This window comes from Streptomyces avicenniae (genome assembly GCF_000719135.1).
Lineage (GTDB): Bacteria > Actinomycetota > Actinomycetes > Streptomycetales > Streptomycetaceae > Streptomyces > Streptomyces avicenniae.
This window is the reverse complement of record NZ_JOEK01000017.1, coordinates 213,208-239,108: the sequence shown is the minus strand read 5'-3', so window position 1 is coordinate 239,108 and position 25,901 is coordinate 213,208. Positions and strand designations below refer to the sequence as shown.

22 protein-coding genes are annotated in these 25,901 nt (G+C 74.3%); 7 read left to right on the top strand and 15 right to left on the bottom strand.

Annotated features, from left to right (window positions below; translation table 11 throughout):
* Positions 1-23 precede the first annotated feature (23 nt).
* A complete protein-coding gene (locus tag IF27_RS26590; RefSeq protein WP_052852403.1) occupies positions 24-1,073 on the bottom strand; it encodes an aldo/keto reductase in 1,050 nt (349 codons plus the stop codon).
* A gap of 72 nt (positions 1,074-1,145) precedes the next feature.
* On the bottom strand, positions 1,146-2,411 hold the full coding sequence (locus tag IF27_RS26585) for a methyltransferase domain-containing protein (RefSeq protein WP_110946260.1): 1,266 nt from the start codon (positions 2,409-2,411) through the stop codon (positions 1,146-1,148).
* 216 nt (positions 2,412-2,627) lie between these two features.
* On the opposite strand from IF27_RS26585, the gene dusB reads away from it, so the two are divergent.
* Positions 2,628-3,767: a tRNA dihydrouridine synthase DusB gene (dusB, locus tag IF27_RS26580; protein WP_052852351.1), complete on the top strand. Its 1,140-nt coding sequence runs from the start codon at positions 2,628-2,630 to the stop codon at positions 3,765-3,767.
* A 60-nt stretch (positions 3,768-3,827) separates the two neighbouring features.
* Here the strand turns inward: dusB and IF27_RS26575 are convergent, their stop codons facing one another.
* Both IF27_RS26575 and IF27_RS26570 read right to left on the bottom strand, forming a co-directional pair.
* Positions 3,828-5,768 (bottom strand): amylo-alpha-1,6-glucosidase, encoded by a 1,941-nt coding sequence (locus IF27_RS26575; RefSeq protein ID WP_052852349.1) that lies wholly within the window; start codon positions 5,766-5,768, stop codon positions 3,828-3,830.
* Between the two features lie 60 nt (positions 5,769-5,828).
* The gene (locus IF27_RS26570; RefSeq protein WP_110946259.1) at positions 5,829-7,211 is read right to left on the bottom strand and encodes an MGH1-like glycoside hydrolase domain-containing protein; all 1,383 of its coding nucleotides are present in this window, start codon (positions 7,209-7,211) and stop codon (positions 5,829-5,831) included.
* Between the two features lie 116 nt (positions 7,212-7,327).
* Here IF27_RS26570 and IF27_RS26565 point away from each other — a divergent pair, with 116 nt between their 5' ends.
* A complete protein-coding gene (locus IF27_RS26565) occupies positions 7,328-8,545 on the top strand; it encodes an ROK family transcriptional regulator (protein WP_052852344.1) in 1,218 nt (405 codons plus the stop codon).
* A gap of 369 nt (positions 8,546-8,914) precedes the next feature.
* On the opposite strand, the gene IF27_RS26560 is transcribed toward IF27_RS26565, so the two are convergent.
* The 8 genes from IF27_RS26560 to IF27_RS26525 all read right to left on the bottom strand — a co-directional run bounded on the left by IF27_RS26560 (position 8,915) and on the right by IF27_RS26525 (position 18,056).
* On the bottom strand, positions 8,915-9,325 hold the full coding sequence (locus IF27_RS26560; protein WP_052852343.1) for a hypothetical protein: 411 nt from the start codon (positions 9,323-9,325) through the stop codon (positions 8,915-8,917).
* Positions 9,326-9,398: 73 nt separating this feature from the next.
* Positions 9,399-10,943 carry a polyamine aminopropyltransferase gene (locus IF27_RS26555; protein WP_052852342.1) on the bottom strand — a complete coding sequence of 515 codons (1,545 nt, stop codon included), beginning with the start codon at positions 10,941-10,943 and terminating at the stop codon, positions 9,399-9,401.
* On the bottom strand, positions 10,940-11,377 hold the full coding sequence (locus tag IF27_RS26550; protein ID WP_052852340.1) for a DUF350 domain-containing protein: 438 nt from the start codon (positions 11,375-11,377) through the stop codon (positions 10,940-10,942). The genes IF27_RS26555 and IF27_RS26550 overlap by 4 nt, the downstream gene beginning before the upstream one ends.
* Before the next feature lie 92 nt (positions 11,378-11,469).
* On the bottom strand, positions 11,470-11,919 hold the full coding sequence (locus IF27_RS26545; RefSeq protein ID WP_052852337.1) for a DUF4247 domain-containing protein: 450 nt from the start codon (positions 11,917-11,919) through the stop codon (positions 11,470-11,472).
* Entirely contained in the window at positions 11,916-12,536 is a 621-nt protein-coding gene (locus IF27_RS26540; protein WP_052852335.1) for a DUF4178 domain-containing protein, read from the bottom strand. The genes IF27_RS26545 and IF27_RS26540 overlap by 4 nt, the downstream gene beginning before the upstream one ends.
* Positions 12,537-12,644: 108 nt before the next feature.
* Entirely contained in the window at positions 12,645-13,772 is a 1,128-nt protein-coding gene (locus IF27_RS26535; protein WP_052852333.1) for a DUF4328 domain-containing protein, read from the bottom strand.
* Positions 13,773-13,933: 161 nt separating this feature from the next.
* Positions 13,934-14,857: an oxidoreductase gene (locus tag IF27_RS26530; RefSeq protein ID WP_052852331.1), complete on the bottom strand. Its 924-nt coding sequence runs from the start codon at positions 14,855-14,857 to the stop codon at positions 13,934-13,936.
* Positions 14,858-14,903: 46 nt separating this feature from the next.
* Positions 14,904-18,056 carry an AfsR/SARP family transcriptional regulator gene (locus IF27_RS26525; RefSeq protein ID WP_052852329.1) on the bottom strand — a complete coding sequence of 1,051 codons (3,153 nt, stop codon included), beginning with the start codon at positions 18,054-18,056 and terminating at the stop codon, positions 14,904-14,906.
* Between the two features lie 121 nt (positions 18,057-18,177).
* Between IF27_RS26525 and IF27_RS26520 the strand changes: the two genes are divergently transcribed.
* The 3 genes from IF27_RS26520 (at position 18,178) to IF27_RS26510 (ending at position 21,527) form a co-directional block, all read left to right on the top strand.
* A complete protein-coding gene (locus IF27_RS26520) occupies positions 18,178-19,713 on the top strand; it encodes an MFS transporter (protein ID WP_052852326.1) in 1,536 nt (511 codons plus the stop codon).
* 492 nt (positions 19,714-20,205) lie between these two features.
* The gene (locus tag IF27_RS26515; RefSeq protein WP_052852324.1) at positions 20,206-20,445 is read left to right on the top strand and encodes a ScoMcrA-related endonuclease; all 240 of its coding nucleotides are present in this window, start codon (positions 20,206-20,208) and stop codon (positions 20,443-20,445) included.
* A gap of 143 nt (positions 20,446-20,588) precedes the next feature.
* Positions 20,589-21,527 carry a hypothetical protein gene (locus tag IF27_RS26510; RefSeq protein WP_052852322.1) on the top strand — a complete coding sequence of 313 codons (939 nt, stop codon included), beginning with the start codon at positions 20,589-20,591 and terminating at the stop codon, positions 21,525-21,527.
* A 453-nt stretch (positions 21,528-21,980) separates the two neighbouring features.
* Here the strand turns inward: IF27_RS26510 and IF27_RS26505 are convergent, their stop codons facing one another.
* The gene (locus tag IF27_RS26505; protein ID WP_052852320.1) at positions 21,981-22,703 is read right to left on the bottom strand and encodes a TetR/AcrR family transcriptional regulator; all 723 of its coding nucleotides are present in this window, start codon (positions 22,701-22,703) and stop codon (positions 21,981-21,983) included.
* 157 nt (positions 22,704-22,860) lie between these two features.
* Here IF27_RS26505 and IF27_RS26500 point away from each other — a divergent pair, with 157 nt between their 5' ends.
* Positions 22,861-23,319, top strand: coding sequence for a nitroreductase family deazaflavin-dependent oxidoreductase (locus IF27_RS26500; protein WP_052852318.1), 459 nt, complete (start codon positions 22,861-22,863; stop codon positions 23,317-23,319).
* Between the two features lie 22 nt (positions 23,320-23,341).
* On the opposite strand, the gene hemC is transcribed toward IF27_RS26500, so the two are convergent.
* Both hemC and IF27_RS31285 read right to left on the bottom strand, forming a co-directional pair.
* The gene (hemC, locus tag IF27_RS26495) at positions 23,342-24,274 is read right to left on the bottom strand and encodes a hydroxymethylbilane synthase (RefSeq protein ID WP_052852316.1); all 933 of its coding nucleotides are present in this window, start codon (positions 24,272-24,274) and stop codon (positions 23,342-23,344) included.
* Positions 24,275-24,382: 108 nt separating this feature from the next.
* Positions 24,383-24,535, bottom strand: coding sequence for a hypothetical protein (locus IF27_RS31285; RefSeq protein ID WP_190233112.1), 153 nt, complete (start codon positions 24,533-24,535; stop codon positions 24,383-24,385).
* A gap of 605 nt (positions 24,536-25,140) precedes the next feature.
* Here IF27_RS31285 and IF27_RS26490 point away from each other — a divergent pair.
* Positions 25,141-25,842: a helix-turn-helix domain-containing protein gene (locus IF27_RS26490; RefSeq protein ID WP_110946258.1), complete on the top strand. Its 702-nt coding sequence runs from the start codon at positions 25,141-25,143 to the stop codon at positions 25,840-25,842.
* Positions 25,843-25,901 lie beyond the last annotated feature (59 nt).

The following is a 25,901-nucleotide window of genomic DNA, read 5'->3' as shown; positions in this document are numbered from 1 at the left end:
CGCACGTCGCGCGTCAGGCGGCCTCAGCCCTGCCCGTCGAGGAACGCCGTCTGCCCCGGCGCGTACCGGGCGCCCGCCGCCGCCCCCGGCGGCACCGCCGCCTCGACCGCCGCCAGATCCTCCGGCCCGAGCGCCACGGACAGCGCGCCGAGCGACTCGGCCAGCCGCTCCCGCGTCCGCGCCCCCACCAGCGGCACGATGTCCTCGCCCTGCGCCAGCACCCACGCGATCGCGAGCTGCGCAACGCTCACACCCCGCTCGTCCGCGACCGCCCGCAGCGCCTCGACCAGCCGCAGGTTGTGCGTCAGGTTGTCCCCGGCGAACCGCGGGCTCGTCCGGCGGAAGTCGGCCGCGTCCAACCGCCGGTCCGCCCGCCAGTGGCCGCTGATCAGCCCGCGCGACAGGACGCCGTACGCCGTCACGCCGATACCCAGCTCACGCAGCGTCGGCAGGATCTCGCGCTCGATGCCCCGCGACAGCAGCGAGTACTCGATCTGGAGATCGGCGATCGGCGTCACGGCCGCCGCCCGGCGGACCGTCGCCGCGCCGACCTCCGACAGCCCGACGTGCCGCACCAGGCCCGCCCGCACCAATTCGGCGACGGCCCCCACCGTCTCCTCGATCGGCACCGCCGGGTCGAGCCTGGCGAGACGGTAGACGTCCACATGGTCCACGCCGAGACGCCGCAGCGAGTACAGCAGCGCGTTGCGGACGGCGACCGGCCGCCCGTCGAACCCGGCGAAGCCGCCGTCGGGATCGCGCAGCGCGCCGAACTTCACGCTCAGCAGCACCTGTTCACGCGTCGAGGGCGACACGCCGCGCAGCGCCTCGCCGATCAGCATCTCGTTGCCGCCCATGTCGTAGAAGTCGCCGGTGTCGAGCAGGGTCACCCCGGCGTCCAGGGCGGCGTGCAGGGTCGCGACGGACTCGGCGGGCCCCGGACCGCCCGCGTAGAGGGCCGACATGCCCATGCAGCCGAGCCCCAGGGCCGAGACGGCCGGGCCGTGGGCGCCGAGGGTGCGCGACGGCAGCGGGGCGGGGGAGTGGGACGGGCCTGGGGAGGGGGACGTCATGGCGCCGAAGATGGCACACCGGGCGGGGCGCCGCCACGTCACGCCGCCTCGTGTCCCACGGCGGCGGCCCCGTCAGGACGACGGGCGCAGGCAGGGCGTCGCGGGCGTGTCCAGCCACAGGGTGTGCGCGTCACGCGTGGCGGAGATGCCGAACCGGTCGGGCGTCGGGCGGCCGTGATGGTCCCACCAGTGCCAGGCGGTCTCCGCCTCGTCCCACAGCGAGCGCGGGCCGTACTGCGCGACGACGAAGCCCACCGACCCGTCACGCACGTCCACCGTCGCCCAGGAACCCCCCGCCTCGTCGTCCAGCCACAGCCGCACCCGCACGCCCTTCGGCGCCGGGGCGCCGTCCCACACGTGCCGCACACCCGGGACGCACGCGCCCACGGCGAACTGCGCCGTGTAGTCCTCGCCCGCCACCGCCCAGGGCGACAGGCCGGTACGGCTGACGCGCGGCGGCTCGTCCACCCGCTCAGGCCCTGGCCCGTGGGCCGTCCGGTCGAGCAGCGGCATGGAGGAGCCACCCGACGTGAACCGGCCGTCCGCGCCCCCGTCGTCCCGCCGGGTCAGCGTCACCGTCCCGAAGGCGCACCACGCCGTGGCCCACGGCACGACGATCCGGCCGCCGGGCCGCGTCTGCTCCAGCCACGCGCCGGGCACCCCGCGCACCGAACACGTCGCGAACACCGCGTCGTACGGCCCCCCGTCCGGCCACCCCCGCGCGCCGTCCGCGCACTCCACGGCCGGGCGGCGCCCGAGGAACGCCAGGTTGCCCCGCGCCGTCCGCACCAGATCCGCGTCCAGTTCCAGGCTGATGACCTGGCCGTCGCCCAGCCGGTGCGCCAGCAGGGCCGCGGTGAAGCCCACGCCGGTGCCGATCTCCAGGACGCGGTCGCCGTCGCGCAGCGCCAGCGTGTCCAGCATGCGCACCACCGTGCTCGGCGCGGACAGCGAGGACACCGGGCGCTGCCAGCCGTCCGGCTCGGTGTCCAGCCGCGTCACGACCGGCTCGTCCGCCGAGGCGGCGGCCCGCCACCGCCCCGCGTCCGTGGCGCGGTCGCACCGCTCGTAGCCGCCCTCGCCGTCACGCAGCCACACCGTCCCCGGCAGGAAGACGTCGCGCGGCGTCGCGCGCAGCGCCGCCGTCCACTCCGGCGGGACGGGGCGGCCCAGGCGGTGCCGCAGCGCGGTCACCAGCCGCTCGGCCGCCTCGCTCACCTGCCCGCCGCGGCCCGGCGCGGGCTCCGCCGGTGGCGGGATCGGACGCCCCGGCCGGTGCCCGTCGTCACCGCCCGGCGACCGGTGTTGCTGCTGCCGCCGCGCGGCCGGCTCCGGCATGGGAAAGCCTCCCCCGTTTCGACTGACCAGGACGCTACCCATCACGTTATGTGTTCAAAACGATGCGCAGAGTCGCGAGGCGGGGGCGGTCGCGGGCCCGGACGGCGGCGCCGCCGCTGAATCGTTGCTGCTGCCCCGGGGGCGCGCCCGGCCACGCCGGAGCGGGGCACCCGCCCGCCGGACCGGGGGCGTTCCCCGGCGGTGGACAATGGGGGCATGGCTGAACCGCTGCTGCGGATCGGGGCGCACTCCGTCGATCCGCCCGTCGTCCTCGCCCCCATGGCGGGGATCACCAACGCGCCCTTCCGCACGCTCTGCCGCGACTTCGCGGGCGGACGCGGCCTGTTCGTCAGCGAGATGATCACCTCGCGCGCGCTGGTCGAGCGCAACGACAAGACGATGCGGCTCGTCCACTTCGACGACGCGGAGAAGCCCCGGTCCATCCAGCTCTACGGCGTGGACCCGGAGACCGTCGGCCGCGCCGTCCGCATGATCGCCGACGAGGACCTGGCCGACCACGTGGACCTCAACTTCGGCTGCCCCGTCCCCAAGGTCACCCGGCGCGGCGGCGGCTCCGCGCTCCCGTACAAGCGGCCCCTGCTGCGCGCCATCCTGCGCGCCGCCGTCGGCAACGCGGGGAGCCTGCCGGTCACCATGAAGATGCGCAAGGGCATCGACGACGACCACCTCACCTACCTCGACGCGGGCCGCATCGCCGTGGACGAGGGCGTCACCGCGATCGCCCTGCACGGCAGGACCGCCGCGCAGCACTACGGCGGCGAGGCCGACTGGTCAGCCATCGCCCGCCTGAAGGAGGCCGTGCCGGAGATCCCCGTCCTCGGCAACGGCGACATCTGGTCGGCCGCCGACGCCGTCCGCATGGTGCGCGAGACCGGCTGCGACGGCGTCGTCGTCGGGCGCGGCTGCCTCGGGCGGCCGTGGCTGTTCGGCGACCTCGTGGCGGCCTTCGACGGCCGCGGGGAGGACGCGTACGCGCGGCCGTCGCTGCGGGAGGTCGCGGACGTCATGCTGCGGCACGCCCGGCTGCTGGGGGAGTGGCTGGAGGACGAGGCGCGCGGCGTCATCGACTTCCGCAAGCACGTCGCCTGGTACACCAAGGGCTTCTCGGTCGGCTCCGAGCTGCGCCGCAGGCTGGCCGTCTCGGCCTCGCTCGACGAACTCGCCACGCTGCTCGCCGAGGCGGACCTCGACCAGGAGTGGCCCACCGGCGCGGACGGGCCCAGGGGCCGCACCTCGGGCCGTAACCGCGTCGCGCTCCCCGACGGCTGGCTGGACGACCCGCAGGACTGCGCCGTGCCGCGCGAGGGCGCCGAGGACGGCACGTCGGGCGGCTGAGCCCCGGGCCCGGCGCCCCGGGCGTCAGCCCCCTGCCGTGACGTTTCCGCACCTCTCCCGTCAGGCGACCGGCGCCACCGCGCCCTGCCCCACCGCGCCCTGCCCCAGCGCCGTCGCCAGCGCGAACGGCACCGCCGCCGCCCAGGCCTGCGGCGAGCACGCGTGCGGGTACGGCACCGGCTGCGCGTGCTCCGCGCGCGAGTAGCCCGCGATCAGCTCGGGCAGCCGGTAGCCGGTCCGCGCCGCCAGGTCGAGCAGCCCCCCGACCACCGTCTCCGCCTCGGCGCGCAGCCCGTGGCGCGCCAGCCCCAGCGCGGCCACGGCGCTGTCGTGCGGCCACACCGTGCCGCGGTGGTAGGCGAGCGGGTGGTACGCGGGCTGCCCGGCGGCCAGCGTACGGATGCCCCAGCCGGTGAAGAAGTCGGGCTCAAGCAGCCGCCGCCCCGCCCGTTCCGCGCGCTCCTGGTCCAGGATGCCCGTCCACAGCAGATGACCGGCGTCGGAGGCCAGCGCGTCCACCGGCGTGCCCGAGCCGTCCAGCGCGAGCGCGGGGAAGTCCGCCTCCGGCAGCCAGAAGTCGCGGGCGAAGCGCGCCTTCAGCCCGTCGGCCGCCGCGTCCAGCCGCTCGCCGTACGCCGGGTCGCCCCACGCCGTACGGGCCAGGCGCGCGGTACGGCGCAGCGCCGCGTACGCGTACCCCTGCGCGGCGGCGGCCGTGATCAGGCCCTTCGCCGGGCTGCCGTCCGCGAAGCAGATCGCGTCGGGCGAGTCCTTCCAGCTCTGGTTCGCGAGACCGCCCTCGTCCGCGTGGTAGAGGAGGTAGCCGCGCGCCTCAAGGCCGCCGTAGGTGAACATCCACTCCACGGCCGCCCGCGCGTGCCGCTCCAGGCGGCGCGCCAGCTTCTCGTCCCCCGTGCTCTCCGCGTGCGCGCCCAGCAGCATGAGGAAGAGGGGCGTGCTGTCCACCGAGCCGTAGTAGCGGCCGTACGGCACCTGCTCGAAGTACGCCAGCTCGCCCGCGCGCAGCTCGTGCACGATCTTGCCCGGCTCGCCGATCCTGGCGGGCTCCTCGTCGGTGGCCTGCGCGGCGGCGAGCGCCAGCAGGGTCTCGGCGGCCTGGTCCGGGTGGCTGTGCAGCGTGAACAGCGAGGTGATCAGCGCGTGCCTGCCCAGCAGCGTCAGGAACCACGGGACGCCCGCCGCCGGGACGCGCAGCGGCTCGCCCTCGGGGCCCGTCGCGGGCACGAGCAGCGAGGCCAGGTCGGCGTGGCCGCGCTCGCACGCCGGGGCCAGCTCGGGGCGTGCGTGCGGCGCGGGCAGCACGGGCGGCGCGGCGGGCGTGCCGTCGGCCGGGGCGGGGGCGCCGTGCGGGACGGCGGCGACGCGCAGCGCCAGCTCGGCCGAGCCGTGCGGCGGCAGCGTGACGCGCCACACGAGGCGCCGCGCGCCGCTGCCCGTCTCCTCCACGGCGTCGGGCGCGGGATCCGCCGTGACGACGGTCCGCGCCCGCCACTCGCGCCGCCGGTAGCCGAACTCCACGCCGTCGTCGCGGACGGCCCGGGTCCGTACGGCGTGCGGCTTGTCGTACCAGCGGTGGTCGGCGCGCAGCTGGAACTGGTCGGCGAAGTCGGCGTCCGCCGTGACGGCGACCAGGACCTCGGCGGCCTCCCGGGTGTTGCTGCTGAGCACCAGCCGCTCCGCCAGGCCCGTGCCCGTCACGGTCTGGGCGCGGAAGACGGTCAGGGCGGGCGCGTCCGTGCGTCCGCCCGGCGGCGTGAGCACGGCCGTCGCCGTGTCCGCGCCGGGGCTGTCGGGCGCCGCCGGCACCAGCACGGCCGGCATGCCGCCGTCGAGCGTGAGCTGCCAGCGGCTGAGGTGCCGCGCGTCACGGGAGAACAGGCCGCACGGCCATGTCCCCCGCTCCCCGGTGATGTCGCCCGCCGGTCCCACCGCGACGAAGGTGCCGTCCCGGACGAGCAGACACTGCTGGATCGTGGTCACTGCGTCTCCCCTGTTCACCCTGTTCACTTTTCGTCCCCCCGGCGCGCGACTCCCGGCCGCTCAGCGCGACCGGACGGCCAGGTCCATGGCCAACGCGGCCGTCCAGCTGAAGTCACGGCTGCCGCGCGCCTCGCCGGTGACCGGATCGACGTACTCCGCGAACCCCGAGGTCACCGCCGTGCCCAGCAGCTCGTCGCGCAGCGCGTCCGCCGTCGCCGTCTCGCCGTACTGCCGCAGGCCGCGCTCCAGCAGCCAGTTCACGTTGAACCAGGCAGGGCCCCGCCAGTACCTGGCCGGGTCGAACGCCGCGCCGCGCAGGTCGTAGCTCGGCGCCAGCCGGGTCGTCGTGCCCACGCCGAAGTGCTCTCCCCTGAGCGTCGCGACCAGCGAGGCCACGACCTCCTCCGGCAGTCCTGGCAGGATCAGCGGCAGCAGGCCGCAGACGCTGCGCTCGCGGATCGGCTCGTTGCTGATCACGTCCTGGCACAGGAACAGGCCCGCGTCCTCGTTCCACAGCCGCTTGAGCAGCGCGGTCGTCAGCTGCTCGCCGCGCACGAGGTGGTCGGACGGGTCGGCGCCGATCGCCGTGGCGATCCCGGCGAGCGCGTGCTCCGAGGCGATGAGCAGCGCGTTCATCGCCGGGTCCTCGACGGCGAACAGCGCCGTGTCGGGGCCGTCGGCGTAGCCGTGGTCGCGGTAGGTCGTGGCGAGGCGGACGTAGCGGCCGTAGTCGAGGTCGGTCGGCCGGTCGGCCGGGCAGCCGTGGTCCAGGTCGGCGCGCTGGAACGTGCCACGGTCGGCGGGGCGGATGCGGGAGAGCGGCGGGTCCCAGCACGGGCTGTTGTCCATGCCCGACTCCCAGGGGTGCACGATCGACGCGAGGCCGCGCCCGCCCAGGTCACGGCGCTCGGTCAGGTACCGCTGCCAGGCGACCAGGCGCGGGTAGACGTGCGCCAGGAAGCCGCGCCGCCGCGACACCTCGGGGTCCGCCTCGTGCACCAGCAGCGCGGCGAGCGCGTGCACCGGGGGCTGGACGATGCCGGACGTCTCCACGGCGGTCGGCGCCCCGGCGAGGTCACCGGCGGACGAGGAGCGCCAGAAGTCGGGGCTCGGGAAGTACGCACCGAGCGGGACTGTGGGATTGAACACGATGTGCGGGATGCGGCCGTCGGCCCACTGGGCGGTCAGCAGCGTCTCCAGCTCCCGCTGGGCACGGGCCGGCGACAGGTGCCGCAGCCCGATGGCGATGAACGCCGAGTCCCAGCTCCACTGGTGGGGGTACAGGGCGTGTGAGGGGACGGTGGAGGTTCCGGTCCAGTTCCCGTCGAGCACGCGCCGCGCGCCGTTGTATGCGATCGAGGACGTACTAGGGGGTTGATCAGCGCTTTCCACGTCAGCTCCGAGTGGACGTCGGCTGTGTTGCCGCACCGCGAGGGCGCTCATTGTTTTGTCCAAGGTTCCGTCGGGTTACGTCTGCTTAACACGCAAAACTACCGCTGTAATATCTACCGCACAAGCTGAAGGAGGCGTGAAATCCGGCACTGGGAAGGCGAGTCGGCATGAACCAGGCGAGCGCGGGACACCTGCTGTCGCTGATCAGGAACGGCCAGGCCACCACCCGGGGCGAGCTCCAGAGAGTGACCGGGCTCTCCCGGTCCACCGTCGGTCACCGCCTCGACCAGCTCTTCCGCGTCGGCTGGGTCCGCGAGACCGCGCCCGACCCGGTCGAGGTCTCGACGGGGGGCCGCCCGCCCGTACGGCTGGAATTCGACGCGGCGCACGCCGTCGTGCTGTGCGCCGACCTGGAGACGCGGCACGCCCGCGCCGCCGTCCTCGACCTCGACGGCACGCTCCTCGCCGAGCACAGCGGCTCCCTGCTGATCAACCAGGGCCCCGACCAGGCGCTCGACCGGCTCGGGCAGTGGTTCGCGCTCCTGCTGGAGAAGGCCGACGTGCCCGCCTCCGCCGTCTGCGGCATCGGCCTGTCCGTGCCTGGCCCGGTGGACGCGCCGACCGGCATCGTCGTGCAGCCGCCCATGATGCCGGGCTGGGACCGCTTCCCCATCCCCGACGGCATGCGCCGGGCCTTCGCCTCCCACGTGCGCCTCGACCCGACGGCCGGGCCCGTGCCCGTGCTCGTGGAGAACGACGCCAACCTCATGGCGTACGCCGAGCAGCGCGACGGCTACCAGGACTGCCCGGCCTTCCTCCTCGTCAAGGTGTCCACCGGTATAGGGGCCGGGGTCGTCGTGAACGGCGAGATGTACCGGGGCTTCGACGGCGCGGCCGGTGACATAGGCCACATACGGCTCAGCGACCACCCGCACGCCCTGTGCCGCTGCGGCTCCTTCGGCTGCCTCGCGGCCGTCGCGAGCGGCCGGGCGCTCGCCGAGCAGCTGACGGCGGCGGGCGTCCCGACCGCGTCGGGCTCCGGCGTCCGCGACCAGCTGTCCATCGGGCAGCCCGACGCCGTGCGCCTCGCGCGCGAGGCGGGGCGGCTCGTCGGCGGCGTGCTGGCCACCGTCGTCACCCTGCTCAACCCCGGGGTCCTCATGATCGCGGGCGACCTGACCGGGCCGCCGTTCCTCACCGGCGTGCGCGAGCTGCTCTACCAGCGCGCGATGCCGCGCACCACGGCGTACCTCCAGGTCGTCTCCTCACGGCTCGGCGACCACGCAGGGCTGCGCGGCGCGGCGGCGATGGTGGTCGAGTCGCTGTACGCGCCCGACCGCGCCGACGCGCGGCTCGCCGCTGCCGAGACGGGCGCCAGGGCCTGACCCGGCGCGGGTGAAACGCTCCGGGCGCCAGGGCCTGACCCGGCGCGGGTGAAACGCTCGTTTCCGGCCGTTTTCCCCGGGTCTGCGGACGTGATGCCCGCCACCCATGAGGGGCCGCACGCTCAGATGAGCGATCGGCGGGGTAGTGTCACTGCCGACGCACGGGGGGCGGACGAGCTTCCCGCCGTCAGGGCCCGCGTGCCCTGACGGCAGCGGCGGTGCGCTCCACGGTCACCGCCGCCGGGCCGCCGGGGACGCCCCCACCCGACCCTCGTACGGGGGCGTCCCCGGCGGCCCGGGGACACCGAAGGGGCGGCGCCTTGTGCGGAGGCGCCGCCCCTCATCCCGTCACTCCGGCCCCGCCATGCGCTACACGAACAGGCAGTACACCTTCGCGCCCGAGTGGAACACCACGCCGACACCGGCGTGCTTCGGCGGCTGCTCCCGGTCCCCGTACGCGTACGCCCGCAGGATCTCGGGATGGCCCGTGTTCGTCAGGACGGCCGCCAGGTACGCCTCGACCTGGCGCGGCTCCGCCCCCCGGCCGAGGTCCGGCACCGGCACCGGCGCCGGGGCCTCGCCCTCCACCGGCTGCTCCGCCTCCCCGTACGCGTCGCCGTCCCGGCTCTGCCCCGAGACGGCGTGCCGCAGCTGCGCCCCGTTCGGCAGGGTCAGCGCCACGCCCAGCGGACGCTTCGTGCCCTCGCTCCACGGCTCGGCCTTCATCCCGGCCGCCTGGTAGGCGTCGATGGCGAACTGCTGGAACCTCTGCGGGCGCATGGCGATGTGTTCCTCTCCTGGGTCGGCCCCGGCAGTCTAGAAGCCGCGCCGCCCGCCGCCCCGGCGCGCCCGCTCAGTCGTACTGCCACTCGCCGCGCGCGTACTCCAGCACCGCCGGGTCCATCAGCGTGCTCGCGCGCACGTCCTCGTGCCGCCGGTCCAGCGGGAAGACCGTCGCCGCCCGCAGCACCGCGTCGTCCAGGAACCGCAGCGGCGGCACGTCCCCCGGCAGCCGCAGCTCAGGCGCCCCCTCGCCGACCGTCGCCAGCACGAAGCCCCAGTTGCCGAAGCTCGGGACGTCCACCTGGTACGGCGTCGTCGCGAAGCCCGCCTCCGCCAGCGACGCGTCCACCGACCAGTAGGTGCGGGGCGCGAAGAACGGCGACCCCGACTGCACGACCACCCGTGCCTGCGGCGCCAGCACGTTCGCCAGCAGCGCGTACATCTCCACGGAGTACAGCTTGGCCGTCGCCGTGTCCTCCGGGTCGGGGAAGTCCACGATCACCGCGTCGTAAGGACCAGGCGCGCCGCGCAGCCACGTGAACGCGTCCGCGTTCACGACCGTGACGCGCGGGTCCTCGAACGCGCCGCCGTTCAGCTCCCGCAGCGCCCCGTACGTCCGGCCCAGCTCCGTCATCGCCGGGTCCAGCTCGACGAGCGTCACCTCCGCCACGTCCGGGTAGCGCAGCACCTCGCGCAGCGCGAGGCCGTCCCCGCCGCCCAGGACCAGCACCCGCTCCCGCGCGCCCACGAGCGCCGGGTGCACCAGCGCCTCGTGGTAGCGGTACTCGTCGATCGAGGAGAACTGGAGGTCGCCGTTGAGGAACAGCCGCAGGTCCGTGCGTGAGGTGAAGCCCAGCGACTCCGTCATCACGATCTCCTGGTACGGCGTGCGCTCCGCGTGCACGATCGGGTCGCGGTACATCCGCTGCCGCGCCGAGATCTCGATGTCGTCCGCCAGCACGTACGCGCCGACCAGCACGGTCAGGACCGCCGCGAGCCCGGCCGCGAGACCGACCGAGACGATCCGCCGCAGCCGGCCCCTGAAGATCCACAGCACGGTGACCACCCCCGCCACCGCGTTCACCACGCCGACCACCAGCACGCCCTTGAGCTGCCCGAACGTCGGCAGCAGCAGGAGCGGGAAACACAACCCGCCCACCAGCGCGCCCAGATAATCGACCGCGAACATGTCGGCGACCGCGTTCCCCGCCTCCTGCCTGCGGATGCGCTGGAGCATCGTCATCAGCAGCGGGATCTCCGCCCCGATCAGCAGGCCGACCAGGAACGCGACGACCGTCATCGCCGGGGTGTAGACGCCCACCCACGCGTACAGCACGTACAGCACGAGCACCGACAGCCCGCCCACCAGCGCGAGCAGCCCCTCCACCACGGCGAACGCGCCCACGGCGCGCCGCTGGAGGGGCTTCGCCGCCAGCGAGCCGACCCCCATCGCGAAGACCATGACGGCCAGCACGAGGGAGGTCTGCGTGATGGTGTTGCCTATCAGGTAGCCGCCGAGCGCGACCAGCGCCAGCTCGTACACCAGACCGCACGCCGCGCACAGGAACACGGTCAGCAGCAGGAGGAAGCGGGCCAGCCGGGGGCGGCGGATCACGAGAGCGCCGCGCCGACCATCAGTGCCGTGCCGACGTACATCGTGCCCTGCACCCAGGCGACCGGGTGCGCCCGTCCGTCCTGGTCCTCCAGCACCGCCGCGCCCATCCGGCCCGGCGTGATGACGCCGACGATCGCGAAGACCACCGTCATCACGACGACACCGGCCAGCCCGTATACGCCGGTGCTCACCAGCCCGTAGTCCAGGCCCTCCTCCGACTCGCTCGCCAGGATCGCCTGCTGGACGACGATGCCCACGCCCAGCATCTGACCGGCGAGCACGATGGCCGCGCCCTTGTTCCGCTCCGACCAGACGATCTTGGCCAGATTGCCCGGCGTGACCAGGTCCAGCGCGCCGAAGGCCACGGCCATCACCAGGAGACCGACGCCCCCGTAGGCCAGCGTCTCCGCGGCCGATTCGAATATGTCCCCCATGACGACGTCCTCTCGTTCCGCCCGGGAGTGGTGTTCTCCGAGCTGTGCACTGCCTGAACTGTCCGCACCGCGCGTCGCCGCCGGTGCCGTGCTCACTTGCCGGAGCCGGGCCCGCCGCCGCGGAAGTCGCTGCCGCTGCGTCCCTGCGACGCCGGCCAGTAGTGGCCGACGTGGCTGCTGTACCGGGACCGCCCCGACTCGTAGTCGTCCACGTCGATGCTGCTGCCGCCCGGCACATCGGTGCGGGGGCTGATGGCGACGATGTCGTCGTCGTAGCGCAGGAAGACCATCGACTCGCTGGTCACACGGTCCATGGCCCCGCGCTCACGCTCGATCTCGTCGGCGACCTGCGCCGGGGTGTCCTGCCGGTCGAGGTAGTCGCCGCCGCCCGGCGTCGTGTCGCGTTCGTACGTGTCGCGGATCCAGGCGTCCGGGACGTCCGGGTCGCCGCCGCCACCGCAGGCCGTGACCAGCAGCGCGCCCGTGAGCAGCCCGGCCGCCGTGCGTATGCCGCTCCTCCTGCGGCCCCCGCGCGCGCTCACGCGTCACCGCCCGGGTAGATGGTGAGCGTTCCGGCCGGGACGCGCTCGCCGAGCGACGCCTCCCAGCGGCCCTGCTCGCCGCCCGCGCCGGGGAAGCGCTCGAAGGACAGGGCGTGTCCGCGCGGCCCCTCGTAGTCCGCGTACTCCATGCGGCCCGTCGCGGCGAGGCCGGTCGTGCCCTCGGAGGCGTACGTGGCCGTGCCGTGCTCGGTGCGGTGGTACGTGACGCCCCCGACGGTCAGGGACTGCTCGCTCGGCTTCAGCGGGTCACCTGCGTACTCGCTCCACAGCGTGACCTCCAGGTCGGGGTCCTCCTCGACCGAGATCCACCGGCGCCCCGCGTCGGTGCCGTCCATGGCGTCCACGAAGTGCTCCGACCAGCTGAACCCGCCCTCGGACAGCCGCAGCGACCCGCGGACGAACAGCCGCTCGCCCAGGTACTCCACCATGTCGCCCGCCTTGAGCCGCCGCGGGTCGCCGCCCGTGTCCTGCTCGGGCGCGAACGGGTCGCGCGGCGGTGGTGGCGCCTTCGGCGCGGCGCGGCGCCGTGACCGCAGCAGGACGACGACGGCCGCCACCAGCGCGGCCACGCCGACGACGGCGAGGACAAGCCCCATGAAAAACCCCCCGGTTGGACGGATCTCGGTGAACGGCGCAGAGTATCGCACGCGTTCGCGAGACCCGGCCCCGGGGGGAGGGTGCCGCGGGTCAGGAGGAGGCCCGGGTCAGAACGGGGGCGGCGGCGCGCCCGGAGGCTGGTGGCCCGGCTGCTGTCCTGGCTGCGGTCCTGGCTGCTGTCCCGGCTGGGGGAACGGCTGCGCCTGCGGCGGGGCCTGGAAGTGCGGCGGGGGCGCGTACTGCTGGTGCGGCACGCCCGGCTGCGGATGCTGCTGCGGGTACGCCCCCGGCGGCGGCATCGCGCCCTGCGTCGCCCACGGCGTCGGCCCCTGCGCGAACTTCGTCAACTGCCGCCGTGTCAGCTGCCGGACGAAGAGGATCGCGAGGATCGCCGCGGCGATGCCGAGCGCGCCGTTCAGGACCGTCACCGCGGCGGCGCTCCGCACCTCGTCGAACTCGTCCGAGTCGTTGAAGTCGATGATGCCGTCGTCGTCCGAGTACAGCGCCGAGAAGCTCGTGAAGACGGTGGGCAGCCACAGCAGCCACCACGCGGTCACCAGGCCGAGACGCGCCTGCTCGCCCCACGGGGCGCTGGCGCGCCACGTGTCGTTCGCGATCTGCTTGGGGAACCACAGGCCCACCACCGGCACGAACCAGGCGCCGATCGCCCAGCCACGGCTCAGGCGCATCCCGGCCGGGTCGAACATCTCGGCGTTCGAGCGCACCCGGTAGAACCAGATGAGGAACACGATGCCGATCGCCAGCATCAGCAGGATCTGGATGGTGGCCGTGCCCTGCCAGGTGTCCAGCGTGTCCTGCACCTCGTCCAAGGTCAGGCCGAACGCGGCGGGCCCCTCCATGTCGTCCAGCAGGTTCAGCATCGCGGCCCCGGACACCATGCCGAACAGCCAGATGGCGATCGCGACGCCGAACAGGGCCGTCAGCGCGGTGGACAGGCCCTGCGGACTGGTGAACGGGGTGGCCAGCAGCGGCAGGTGACCGCCCGGGTAGCCGTACGCGGGACCGGCGGCGGGGCCGGCGGAGCCGGGGTAGCCGTAGCCGGGCGTGGGAGGCGGGGCGAACGGCTGGAGCTGCGGCTGGAGTTGTGGCTGAGGGTGGGGCTGTGGCTGGGAGAACGGCGGGGGCTGCGGGGGCGGGGCCGACGGCGGCACGGGCCCGGCGGCGACCGGCGGCGTCAGCGGGAAGCCGTCACCCACGGTCGGCTGGCTCGCCACCGCGCCACCCGCGGTGCACACCTGACACCGGCCGTCCGGCGCGGCGGACGGCCGCTGTCGGCAGCTCCAGCACTGCGCACTCATGCTTTCCCCCTGCGGCGATACGGATCGTCCCGATCCGCTGACGATAACAGCGCGCACCGACGCGTGCGCGCTCCATGTCACAGGGCTGACGGCGGTGCGAAGTCGTAGCTCACACGCGTCAGTTCCTCCGAGACATGCCACAGGCGCGCCGTCATCGCGTCGTTCCTCGTCCAGGGGGCGCGCCAGGTGCGGCCCGCACGGCCCCTGGCCGCGGCGCGTGGCCCCAGGTACGCGTCGGGCGCCACGTCCGGGGCGGTCGCGGCGTGCAGCAGCGGCGCCGCCCCGGCCTCGGGCGCCGAGCCGACGAGCCTGTTCAGGGCGTGGGCGGCACGTTCCTGCACCGCGCTGCCCGCCATCCGCGGCCCCTTGGCCTGGAGTTCGGTGGCGGCCCAGCCGGGGTGCGCGGCGACGGCGACCAGGGCCGTGTCCCGCGCGCGGCGGGCCAGTTCGTGGGTGAACATGAGGTTGGCCGACTTGGAGCGCGCGTACGCGACCCAGCGCAGGTAGCGCCGGTCCGCGTGCGGGTCGGACAGGTCCACGTTGGCCGCCAGGTGCGCGATGCTGGAGACCGTCACGACGCGGGGCGCCGGGGCGGCGAGCAGCGGTCGCAGGAGCAGCCCCGTCAGGGCGAAGTGGCCGAGGTGGTTGACGCCGAACTGCGTCTCGAAGCCGTCCTCGGTCCGGCCGCGCGGCACGGCCATGAGCCCCGCGTTGTTCACCAGCAGGTCCAGCCGCTCGCCGCGCCACTGGGTGGCGAACGCGCGGACCGAGGAGAGGTCAGCCAGATCGAGCAGCCGCAACTCGACCCGTCCCTCGGGGACTTCGCCGCGCAGCCGCTCCAACGCCGCCCGGCCGCGTTCCCGGCTGCGGCAGGCCAGCACGACCTGCGCGCCACGCCGCGCCAGCTCGCGCGCGGTGACGTAGCCGAGGCCGCTGTTGGCGCCCGTCACGACCGCCGTGCGGCCCTTCAGATCCGGGATGTCGCGCACCGTCCAGGCCATGCCCCCCAGCCTAGGCCCGCCGCCGGGGACATGACGAGAGCGCACGTCACACCACGCCCTCCCCGGCGCACCACTCGGCGGCGAAGCGTGTGGCGCCGAGGGCCGTGGTGGCCGCGGCGGAGATGCGATCGACGTCGTCCCGTTCGCCGTCCGGCAGCGGGGTGCCGACCGACCGGCGGGTGGCCGCGGCCTCGCCGAGCAGCCGTGCCGCGCGCGCGGCGTCGCCCCCCAACAGGCGGGCCCCCGCCAGCCCTTCGAGCGCCAGCGCGACGGCCCGCGGGTCGTCGCCCGCCCGCGCGGCGGCCAGCCCCCTCTCCTGGAGAGCGACGGCGGCCCGCGCGTCGCCCCGCAGTTCGGCGACGAACCCCAGCTCGGCGAGGATCAGCGGGGGCACGCTCGGCTCGTACCCCATCCGGCGGTGCAGATCCAGCACGGAGCGCAGGTGCGCCTCGGCGGCGTCGAGCCGCCCCTCGCGGCGTGCCCCCAGCCCGAGCCCGATCTCGGCGAACTGCTCCCCGAACCGGTCCGACTGCTCGACGGCCACCCGCCGCGCCCGCTCGTGCAGCTCCCCGGCCTTCGCGTAGTCCCGCTCCAGCAGCGCGATGCGGCCGAGTCCCGAGAGCTGGAAGGAGAACTCCGCCCACAGCCCGAGGTCTTCGGCCATCCGCAGCCCGTCCCGGTAGAGGCGCGCGGCGCGCCCGTAGTCGCCGACGACCTCCGCGAGCGTCTGGAGCGGGACCATGGCCTGGAGCTGCCCCCACCGGTCGCCCAGCTCGCGGAAGAGCGCGAGGCTGCGCTCGCCGTCCTCGCGCAGCGCGTCGAAGTCGCCGCGCAGGTTCGCCTGGAACGTGCGGGTGCCGAGCGCGGCGGCGGTGCCCCAGGTGTCGCCGAGGGAACGGAACGTCTCCAGCGCCCTGTTGACCAGTTCGACCCCGGACGCCAGGTCGCCCACGCCGTACAGGCGTGAGCCGAGGAACCATTCGGCGCGCGCCCGTCCGGCCGGGTCGTCCACCGCCGCGTACGGCTCCAGCGCGGTGCGGTACTCCGTCACCGGGTCCGTGCCGCCGCCGCCCAGCAGGCGGATGCCGCCGCGCCACGCCGTGGCCCGCGCGACCAGCGCGGGATCGCGCGGGCCGGTGACCGACAGGGCGAGGGAGAGGGAGCGTTCCGCCTCGCCGGTCCTGCCGCGCAGCCGCCAGTACCAGGCGAGCGCGTTCACGAGGCGGAGCGCCGGGTCGGCCGCGCCCGTCCTGACGGCCGTGTCGAGCGCCGCGCGCAGGTTCGCCGTCTCGGCGTCGAGGCGGCGCAGCCAGGTGCGCTGCCCGTGGGCGCGCAGGTGGGGTTCCGCCTGTTCGGCGAGCGCGGTGTAGCGGGTGAGGTGCCGCTGCCTGAGCGCGTCGAACTCGCCGCTCTCACGCAGGCGTTCGTGGCAGTACGCGGTGACGGACTCCAGCAGCCGGTACCGCGGCCCGTCCGGCGTGTCCGCCACGACGACCAGTGAGGCGTCCACCAGCCGCGCCAGCAGGTCGGGCACGTCCCGGGCGGCGACGTCGCCGGTGGCGCAGAACGCCTCGGCCATGTCGAGCGCGCAGCCGTCCGCGTGGAGCGCGAGGCGCCCGAGGACCGCCCGTTCCCGCTCGCCGAGGAGGCCCCAGCTCCAGTCGATGACCGCCCGCAGCGTGCGGTGCCTGGCCGGTGCCGTGCGCCGTCCCGTGGCCAGCAGCGGGAACCTGTCGTCCAGGCGCGCCGCCACCTCGCGTACGCCCAAGGCCCGGACGCGGGTCGCGGCCATCTCCAGGGCGAGGGGGATGCCGTCCAGGCGTCGGCAGACGGCGGCCACCGCGTCGGCGGTGTCGGCGTCGAGCGCGAAACGGGGGGCGGCGGCGCTCGCGCGCGCGACGAACAGCTCCACCGCGGCGGGCTGCTCCAGCGGCGGCACCTCCTGGAGCCGCTCGCCCGGGATGCCGAGCGGCAGCTGGCTGGTCGCGAGGAGCGTGAGCGCGGGCGCCGCGTCGAGGAGCCGCTCGGCCACCTCGGCGACCGGCCCGACGACGTGCTCGCAGTTGTCGAGGACGAGGAGGGCGCGCCGACCACCCAGCGCGCGCACGACGCGGTCGGCGGGCGGGATCGGGCGGCCCGCCGTGTCGTCGCGTACCCCGAGGACGGCGCCGATCGTCTCGTAGACCGTCTCCGCCGTCGCGGTGGCGTCCAGCGCGGCCAGTTCGGCGAGCCGTACGCCGCCGGGGAACCCGTCGGCGGCCCGCGCCGCCGCCGCGCGGGCCAGCCGGGTCTTGCCGACGCCGCCCGCGCCGGTGAGCGTCACCAGCCTGTCGGCCGCCAGATGGGCGTGGAGCGTGCGCAGGGCCTCGGCGCGGCCGACGAGCGCGGTCAGGCCGCCGGGCGCGCCGCCGCGTGCCGGTGCGGGGGCGGGCGCGGGTGTGGGGGCCGTGGTGAGCGACGGGTCCTGCGTGAGGATCGCCCGGTGGAGCGCGGCCAGTTCGGGGCCAGGGTCCATGCCCAGTTCGTCGGCGAGGCGTTCGCGCAGCTCCGTGTAACTGCTGAGCGCCGCGTCCGGGCGCCCCGCCAGGCCGAGGGCGCGGATGTGCGCGGCGCGCAGCCGCTCCCGTAGCGGATTGCGGGCGACCGGCTCGTGCAACTCCTCCGCCACCGAGGCGTGTTCGCCGAGGGCGAGGCGCGCCTCGGCGCGTTCCTCGACGGCGGACAGCCGCCGTTCCTCCAGACCCGCGGCGGCGGCGCGGGTGAACTCCGCGTCCGCGAAGTCCGCGAACGCGGGGCCGCGCCACAACGCCAGGGCCGACGCGAACAGTTCGGCGCGCACGGCGGGATCGTCCGCCGCCCGTGCGCGCGTCGTCAGCCCGACGAACCGGTCGGCGTCCACCGCGTCGTCACCGACCACGAGCTGGTAGCCGGGCGGGCGGGACACCACCAGGTCACGGCCTCCGGGCTCGGCGGCTTCGAGCGCCCGCCGCAGCTGCCAGACCTTGTTCTGGAGCGCGCCCGCCGGACGGCCGGGCACCGCGTCGCCCCACAGGTCGTGGACGAGCCGGTCCGCGGACACCGGCCGCTCCCGGTGGACCAGGAGCGCGGCGAGCAGGGCCCGGACCTTGGCCTCCGGGACCCGCACGGGCCGCCCGTCCGCCGTCCACACCCCCAGCGGGCCCAGCACCCCGAAACGCATGGGATCACGCTAACCGACCGGCGCTCCCGGGCGGGGAACGGCCCGAGAGCGGACCGAGAGGGAACCGGGAGCGCCCCCGTCCACGCTGCCCGTCCCAAGGCTTCACCGGAAGGAACGCCCCATGACGACGCATGCCCCCACGACCGGCGTGGCGAGGAAGGCCGGTCCCCGGGAGTGGACCGGGCTCGCCGTGCTGGCCCTGCCCACCCTCCTGCTCTCGCTCGACCAGAGCGTGCTGTTCCTGGCGCTGCCGCCCCTCGCCGAGGACCTGCGGCCCAGCGGCACGCAGACGCTGTGGATCATGGACATCTACGGCTTCATGATGGCCGGGTTCCTCGTCACCATGGGCACGCTCGGCGACCGGATCGGCCGCCGGAGACTGCTGATCACCGGCGCGGTCGTCGTCGGTGTGACGTCCGTGCTCACCGCGTACTCCACGAGTGCCGAGATGCTGATCGTGAGCCGCGCCCTGCTCGGGATCGCGGCGGCGACGCTCATGCCGTCCACGCTGGCCCTGATCGGCAACATGTTCGAGGACCCGCGGGAGCGCGGCCGGGCCTTCGCGCTGTGGGCCAGCTGCTTCATGGCGGGCACCGCGCTCGGCCCGGTGATCGGCGGGGTGCTGCTCGAACACTTCTGGTGGGGCTCGGTGTTCCTGCTCGGCGTGCCGGTCATGGTGGTCCTGCTGATCGCGGCGCCCCTCCTGCTCCCCGAGTACCGCGACGCCGGGGCGGGCAGGATCGACCTGTTCAGCGTGGGCCTCTCCCTGGCGGCGATCCTGCCGGTCATCCACGGTCTGAAGGAGTTCACGAAGCACGGGTGGGGGCCGGTGCCGGTCCTGACGGCGGCGGCCGGTGCGGCCGTGGGCGTGCTGTTCGTGCGCCGTCAGCGGAAGCTGACCCACCCGGTGCTGGACGTGAGCCTGTTCCGCAACCGGGCCTTCACCTCCTCCCTGCTGATCACGACGCTCCTGATGGTCGGCGTGGCCGGGAGCTACCTGCTCATCACCGGTTTCCTCCAGATGGTCGAGGGGCTCTCGCCGGTCGAGGCGGGGCTGTGGATGGTGCCCTCGGCGCTCGCGTCGATCGTCTCCGCGATGCTGGCGCCCACGCTGGCGGCGCGTTTCTCGATGGCGTCCGTGATCGCCGCCGGTCTCGCCGTCGCGGCGGGCGGCTACGCGCTGATGGCCTTCGTCGAACCGGTCGGCGGGCTGCCGCTCCTGGTCGTCGGCTTCGTGATCTGCTTCTTCGGCACGGGGCCGGTCGGGGCGCTGGGCACCAACCTGGTCGTCAGCTCCGCGCCGCCGGAGAAGGGCGGCTCGGCCGCCTCGCTCCAGGAGACCAGCAGCCACCTGGGCGTGGCGCTCGGCATCGCCACGATGGGCAGCCTCGGCTCGCTCGTCTACCGGGAGGGGATCACGCTGCCGGGCGGGGTTCCTGCCGACGTGGCCGAGTCCGCCCGGGGCAGCCTCGAAGGCGCGCTGGCGGTGACACGAAACCTCCCGGCGGACGCCGCGCGCGAGACGCTGGCCGCGGCGCGGGAGGCGTACACGAGCGGGCTGAACACGGTCGCCGTGGTGTGCGCGGTGTTCGCCGCCGCCACGGCACTCATCGCGGCGACAACCCTGCGCCGCGCGGGCAAGCCCACCGATGGGTGACCGAGCAGACCTTCCACTCTGACGAGTTGGTTGCGCGGATGACGAGGTCGTCGCACCCGTCGTGGGCACAGCTTCCACGAGCCGGGCGCCGACCCGAACCGGAACGGCAGCGCCTGGTCGTTCCGGACGCTCGACGACGGGTCCGACGGGCTCTCGTAGCCATCCTCAGTACGGCGTGAGTGCATGGCGTGTGGCCGTGCGCGGGCGAGCTGTTCGGGTCCGGCCCTTCGCCCGCGCACCCGGCAGGCCTCGACCTGCCACACCCGCTTCAGGGGCGGGACCGAATCCTTCCGGTGTGCTGCTCAATGCCGCCGCCTGATGCAGCGTGGCCTCATACTCGGTCCCGCTCACGACATGTCGTGCCGGACAATCCGTGAGGTCTGGCTGCACTCGATGTGGCGGACGGTGCCCGGCCTCACCTCGAAGGAACGCCCCTATCCGGCAGCTGACTCCAGCAGTAATCAAGTCGAGCAATAGTCATATGATCCCAGCGTGGGAATCGACGATGTCACCCGTGAGCATCTGGTTCAGACACTGGCGGAGTGCGACGCCCTCGGCAGGAAGCCGTCCGTTGTCACCTACCGGATCAAGCCGGTTCGAAGCCACCTGGTCCTTCGGGATGGCCGTCTGGACGACTCCGGGGCCGTCGTCGGTGTGGCTTACCCGCATGCGACGTTCGGGCCCCGGGATCAGGCGACTTCCTCCGAGGCGCTGCGGCAGGTGTCCCGGTGACGGCGCGACCCGTTCTCCGTGTCGAGGGCTCTCACGGCGGGAAGGGGCCCGTTGACTCAAGTCCCGCGACACGCCTGTTGGTCTCCCCGGCGTTCGGCAGCGTCGAATCGCGCCGACACTGGAAGGACACTCTGGACCGGTCCGTGCCGTTCACCGAGTCCCCGTATGCCGAGAGGTTGACGGAAGACCAGCTACGGTCTCTGAAGACATTCCACCCGGACGGGCGGAGCAGGTTCTGGGGGGCCACCCCGGGCCACGACGGCAAGATGGCGGGCGTCTCCACCGGGGACGTGGTGTTCTTCACCGGCAAGAACCATCTGCGGGCCATCGGTGAGATCGGGGCGATCTTCCGGAACAGCTCCTTCGCCGATGTGTTGTGGCCGCCGAAGGAAGGCGGCGAGAGCTGGCACACGGTCTACAGCCTGCGCCAGTTCGAGCGGGCGGAGATTCCCTACGCGACATTGAGCGCTCTCCTCGGGTACAAGCCCACCTTTCAGTACCCGGGGCAGCTGGTGTTGTTCGGCGAACGGGCGCGTGCCGGAATCGACGGCCTGCTCATCACCACCAGGACGGCTCTGGAGGATGCCGGTGCCGTGACGCCGCCCGGCGTGGTTCGTGAACTGCCACTGGAGCGACAGCACACCCGGTCCGTGACGGTCGAGCGAACTGCGCAACAGGTTCTCTTCAACCGGGACGAGGCGGCGTTGGTCGCCGAATTCTGCGGAACCTTGACCGGCACGACAACGACACGCTTCGCAAGTCCGGCCGGCCTCTGTGACATCTTTCTGGACGGTCCTGAGGGAAGCGAACTCATCGAGGCCAAGTCGCGCGTCGGGCGTCGGTACGTACGCGAGGCCTTGGCCCAGCTGCTCGACTACGCGCGCTACGCACCCCGTGCGGTCGGTCGCCTCGGTGCGCTCTTCCCTCACCCTCTTGAACTCAGGGAACGCAGCTTTCTGCACCATTACGGGGTCGATGTCGTTCATCGGGTTTCCCCAGGCGTCTTCGAACGAGTCCCCGCTCCCGATCAGGCCCGTGAGCGCATGCGAATCATGTGGGAGTCGCGCGAACCGAGTCACTGACAGGGCCCCGAACGGGGCGGCGTTCAAGAGGTCGGCGCGTCAGGGGCATGCCGCGCAGCGGACACGGTTCACACGGCATTTTCCACGGGGTCACGGGGGCCAACACACTTCGGTGTCACCGATCCCCCGTGCGACGACGAGGCCGAGACGTGACTGCTGACCGGAGAAGAGAGGAACCGCCGTGAGGCGATTCCTCCGGCGGCCTCCGCCCGCGGACCACCAAGCTGCCATGGGCGTGTCCTCACCGGGCAGGGCTTGCGCAGGTAAGTCTGTGGCCAGGCGGGAAGGAAGAGAAGCCGATCTTGGTTCCCGGACGTTCCCGACTGTGCTCGAACACCCCCGGCATGCTTGAGCGTTCTGAGAACGCGCAGGCCGCATGAAGGACGCACATGCCCCCGGCAGCATCCGGGCCGTGCGACACCCGCTTTAGGAGAGCGGTGCTCCGTGCCGGGGTCACTCCTCCGGGGTGCCGCCGCGGGTGGTCGGGAGGCCGATGTCGGCGGCGATGCGGGAGACGGCGTGGGCGAAGAACTCGTCGCGCGCCGTCACCACGCCCGTGTACTGGCCGAACACCTCGAAGCTGATCAGCCCGACGAGCTGTGCCCACGCCGCCACCAGTGCCGCCACCACCGGCGCGGGCAGTCCCGGCGCGTACTCGTCGGCCAGCGCCTCCGCCTCGGCCCGCACCGGGGGCGGAAGCGGGTCCCAGGTCGGCGGGGCCAGCAGCGCGTCCTCCTGCGCCTCGGCCGTCAGCGCGAGCAGCGCGAGGGGTACGCGGACGCCGGGGCCCGTCGTCGCCTGCGGTGCCGCGTAGCCCGGTACGGGGGTGCCGTGCACGAGGGCGAACTCGTGCGGGTGCGCGAGGGCCCACGCCCTGACGGCCCCGCACACGGCGACCCAGCGGGTGGCCGGGTCGTCCCGGGGCGTCGCGGCGAGGGTCTCCTCGGCGGCCTCGCCCAGCGCGTCGTAGGCGTCCACGATCAGCGCGGTCAGCAGGTCGTCACGGCTCGGGAAGTACCGGTAGAGCGCCGACGACGCCATGCCCAGTTCCCGCGCCACCGCGCGCAGCGACAGCCGGGACGCCCCCTCGGCGGCGAGCCCGCGCCGCGCCTCGTCCTTGATGGCGGCGGTGATCTCGCGCCTGGCCCTGGCCCTGGCTCCCTCGATGGTGCTCATGCACCCCAGTCTGCCATTCGGTGGATCGGTGCACCAATACGTGAACACTGCTCTTGCTTTCGTGGCGCAGCCGTGCCACTGTGGTCCCAGGCCGAGAGCAGTGCTCACGTAACGGCCGCCCGCCCCGTCAGGACCCCGGAACCGAGAGGCACCCACCATGAGCAGCGAAGCCGCCCCGCACCTGCGCAAGCCCGGCTGGTTCACCGTCAACGTGCTCAACCGCACCGTCTCCTGGCTCACCCGTCGCGGCATCAGCGTCTGGGGCTCCCGCGTCCTCGCGGTCAAGGGCCGCAAGAGCGGCGCCTGGCGCCGCACCCCGGTCAACCTGCTGACCGTGGACGGCGCGCAGTACCTCGTCGCGCCGCGCGGCCACGTCCAGTGGACCCACAACATGCGGGCGGCGGGCGGGGGGCAGCTCATCCTCGGCAAGCGGGTCACCGCGTTCACCGCCACCGAGGTCGCCGACGACGACAAGCCGGAGATCCTGCGCGCCTACCTCAAGCGCTGGAAGGCCGAGGTCGGCATCTTCTTCGACGGCGTCGGCCCCACGTCGTCCGACGAGGAACTGCGCCGCGCCGCCCCGAAGCACCCGGTGTTCCGCGTCTCCTACGAGTGAGGGACGACGCGCGCGGCCGTGGTCAGTGCGGGATGGCGTCGATGACGTCCCGCGCCCCCTGGCGCAGCAGCGCCACGGCCACCGACATGCCCAGCGCCTCCGGGTCCAGCGGCCCCGCCCACTCGTGCGCGTCCAGGACCGTCTTGCCGTCGGGCGAGAAGACCCTGCCCCACAGTTGCAGCCGCCCGTCGCGCTCGGCCCTGGCGTAGCCCGCGATCGGGCTGTTGCAGTGCCCGCGCAGGACGTGCAGGAACGTGCGCTCCGCCGTCATCTCCCGCCACGCGTCCGGGTCGCCGAGGATCGAGACCGTCTCCAGGACGCGGTCGTCGTCCGCCCGGCACTGGAGCCCGAGCACCCCCGCGCCCAGCGGCGGGCACATGTCCTCGACGCCGAGCAGCTGCGAGGCCGCGTCCCGGCGCCCGATGCGCTCCAGGCCCGACAGGGCGAGCAGCAGCGCGTCCGCCTCCCCGGCGGCCAGCTTCTCCAGCCGCCGGTTGACGTTCCCCCGCAGCGGCACGCACTCCAGGCCGGGCCACGACGCGGCGAGCTGGGCCCGGCGGCGGACCGAGGACGTGCCGATCCGCGTGCCGTCGGGCAGTTCAGGGAGGGTCAGGCCCTCCGGGTGCACGAGCGCGTCGCGGATGTCGTCGCGCCGCAGGTACGCGGCGAAGGCGGTGCCGGGCGGCAGGGGCCGGTCGGCGGGGACGTCCTTCATGCAGTGGACGGCGAGGTCCGCCTCGCCCGCGAGCAGCGCGGCGTCCACCTCCTTGGTGAACGCGCCCTTGCCGCCCAGCGCGCCCAGGTCGCCCGTCCACCGGTCGCCCGATGTCGTGACGGGCACCACCGCGGTCCGCATCCCGGGGTAGAGGGCGCCGAGTTCGGCGCGCACCCGTTCCACCTGGGCCAGCGCCATGGGGGAGGAGCGGGAGACGATTCGGATCAGGTCGTCCGGCATGGCGGCCACCCTAGTGGCTCGCCCGCGTGCACCCGGACGGGCGGACGGGGGGCTGCGGGCCTCCGCTGAGGTCTCCCCGGAGCCGCTTCACCCGAACGGGCGACGCCGCTACGGTGTCCCTGGCGGCAGGGGCCGTGACGCGTCGCCGCCCTTGGCGCGGCGGTCCGCGCGGCTGAGGGCGTTCGCCTCGCGCAGCCGGTCCTCCAACTCCGGGCGGCGGTCGGGGTTGCGCGGCGTCGCGGACTGCTCGGTGTCGCTCATCGCGGGCCCTCCCCCCGGGGTCCCGCGGCCGGAGCAGCCGCGCCGTCGATGGGCCGGGCGCCCGCACACGTCGCCGATGGCGTGGTCACGTGCCTCACCTCTCATCACATGGTGTGGTGATCTCCCCTCATAGCGTGACCGCACGGGGTGCCCCGGCACAGTGGAAACGGGCCACAACCATGGCGTGCGCCGGGCGCGCCAGAGGGGCGCGCGGCCGGAATCCGTCGGGAATCCGCAGGCATGGCCTCGCCCGGCCGGGGCATCCGGTTCCCCGGAACGGCGACGGCCCCGCGTCCCCCCGCGCGCGGGCCGTCCGCCGGTCCACCAGCCCTCTGGCACCTCACAGCGTGTTCAGGCCACGACGGCGCGGCGCCGCCCGTCCGTCCCGGCAGGACACGCCGCGCGGGACCGTACGGCGCGGGCGGGCCGCAGCAGCGTCGTTCCCGGCGCGTTCCGGGGAATGGCCGACATTGCTCCGGGGCACTTGACAACCGCACACGCCACCAGCACGGGACGCGCCCCGGCGCGCGGGTCCCGTGGGGCCGGGGAACGCTGGGAACGGCGCCGGGTACAGCCGGGCAGGGGAAGCGAGAGGTGGTCGAACCATGGCAGGTCACGGACGGCACGTACACCGGGCGGCGCGCGGCGGCACGGGCACACGCAGCCACATCGGCGACGTCGGCCGCCGCGTCGCGATGCGGCGCGAGGAACTGGGCCTCAGCCGCGAGGACGTGGCGCACCGCGCGCGCGTCGCGCCCCAGTACCTGCGCTACCTGGAGGAGAGCCCCGCCTCCCCGACACTCGACTCGCTGACGCGCGTCGCCCGCGCGCTGGAGACCACCGTCGCCGAACTGCGCGGCGCCCGCCCGGTCGTCGGCGCCGCGCCCCGCCCGGCCGCCACCGCGGAACTCGTCGCGCTCGACACCGACGAGTGCTACGACCTCGTCGCCCGCCACACGGTCGGCCGCGTCGCCGTCACCACCGCAGACGGCCCGGCCATCATCCCGGCCGGGTACCGGCTCGTCGAGGGCGCCGTCGTCTTCCGCACCGGCACCGACGCGCCGCCCGCGTTCGACACCGACATCGCCTTCGAGGTGGACCACCTGCCGTCGGGGCGCGACGGCGTCGGCTGGAGCGTGCAGATCCTCGGCCGCGCCACGCCGGTCGTGGACGAGGAGGAGGTCGCCCGGCTCGTCGCCGCGACCGAGGGCGGCCGGTGGGCGGGCGGCGAGCGCGAACTGTGGGTCAGGCTGCGCCCGGTGCGCGTGACGGGCCACCGGATGCGGCTCGCCCCGTCCGGCCGCTGACCGGCCCCCGGCCCGTCGCCGCGACCCCCGTCCGGCCGTCGCCCGTTTGCGGGACGGCC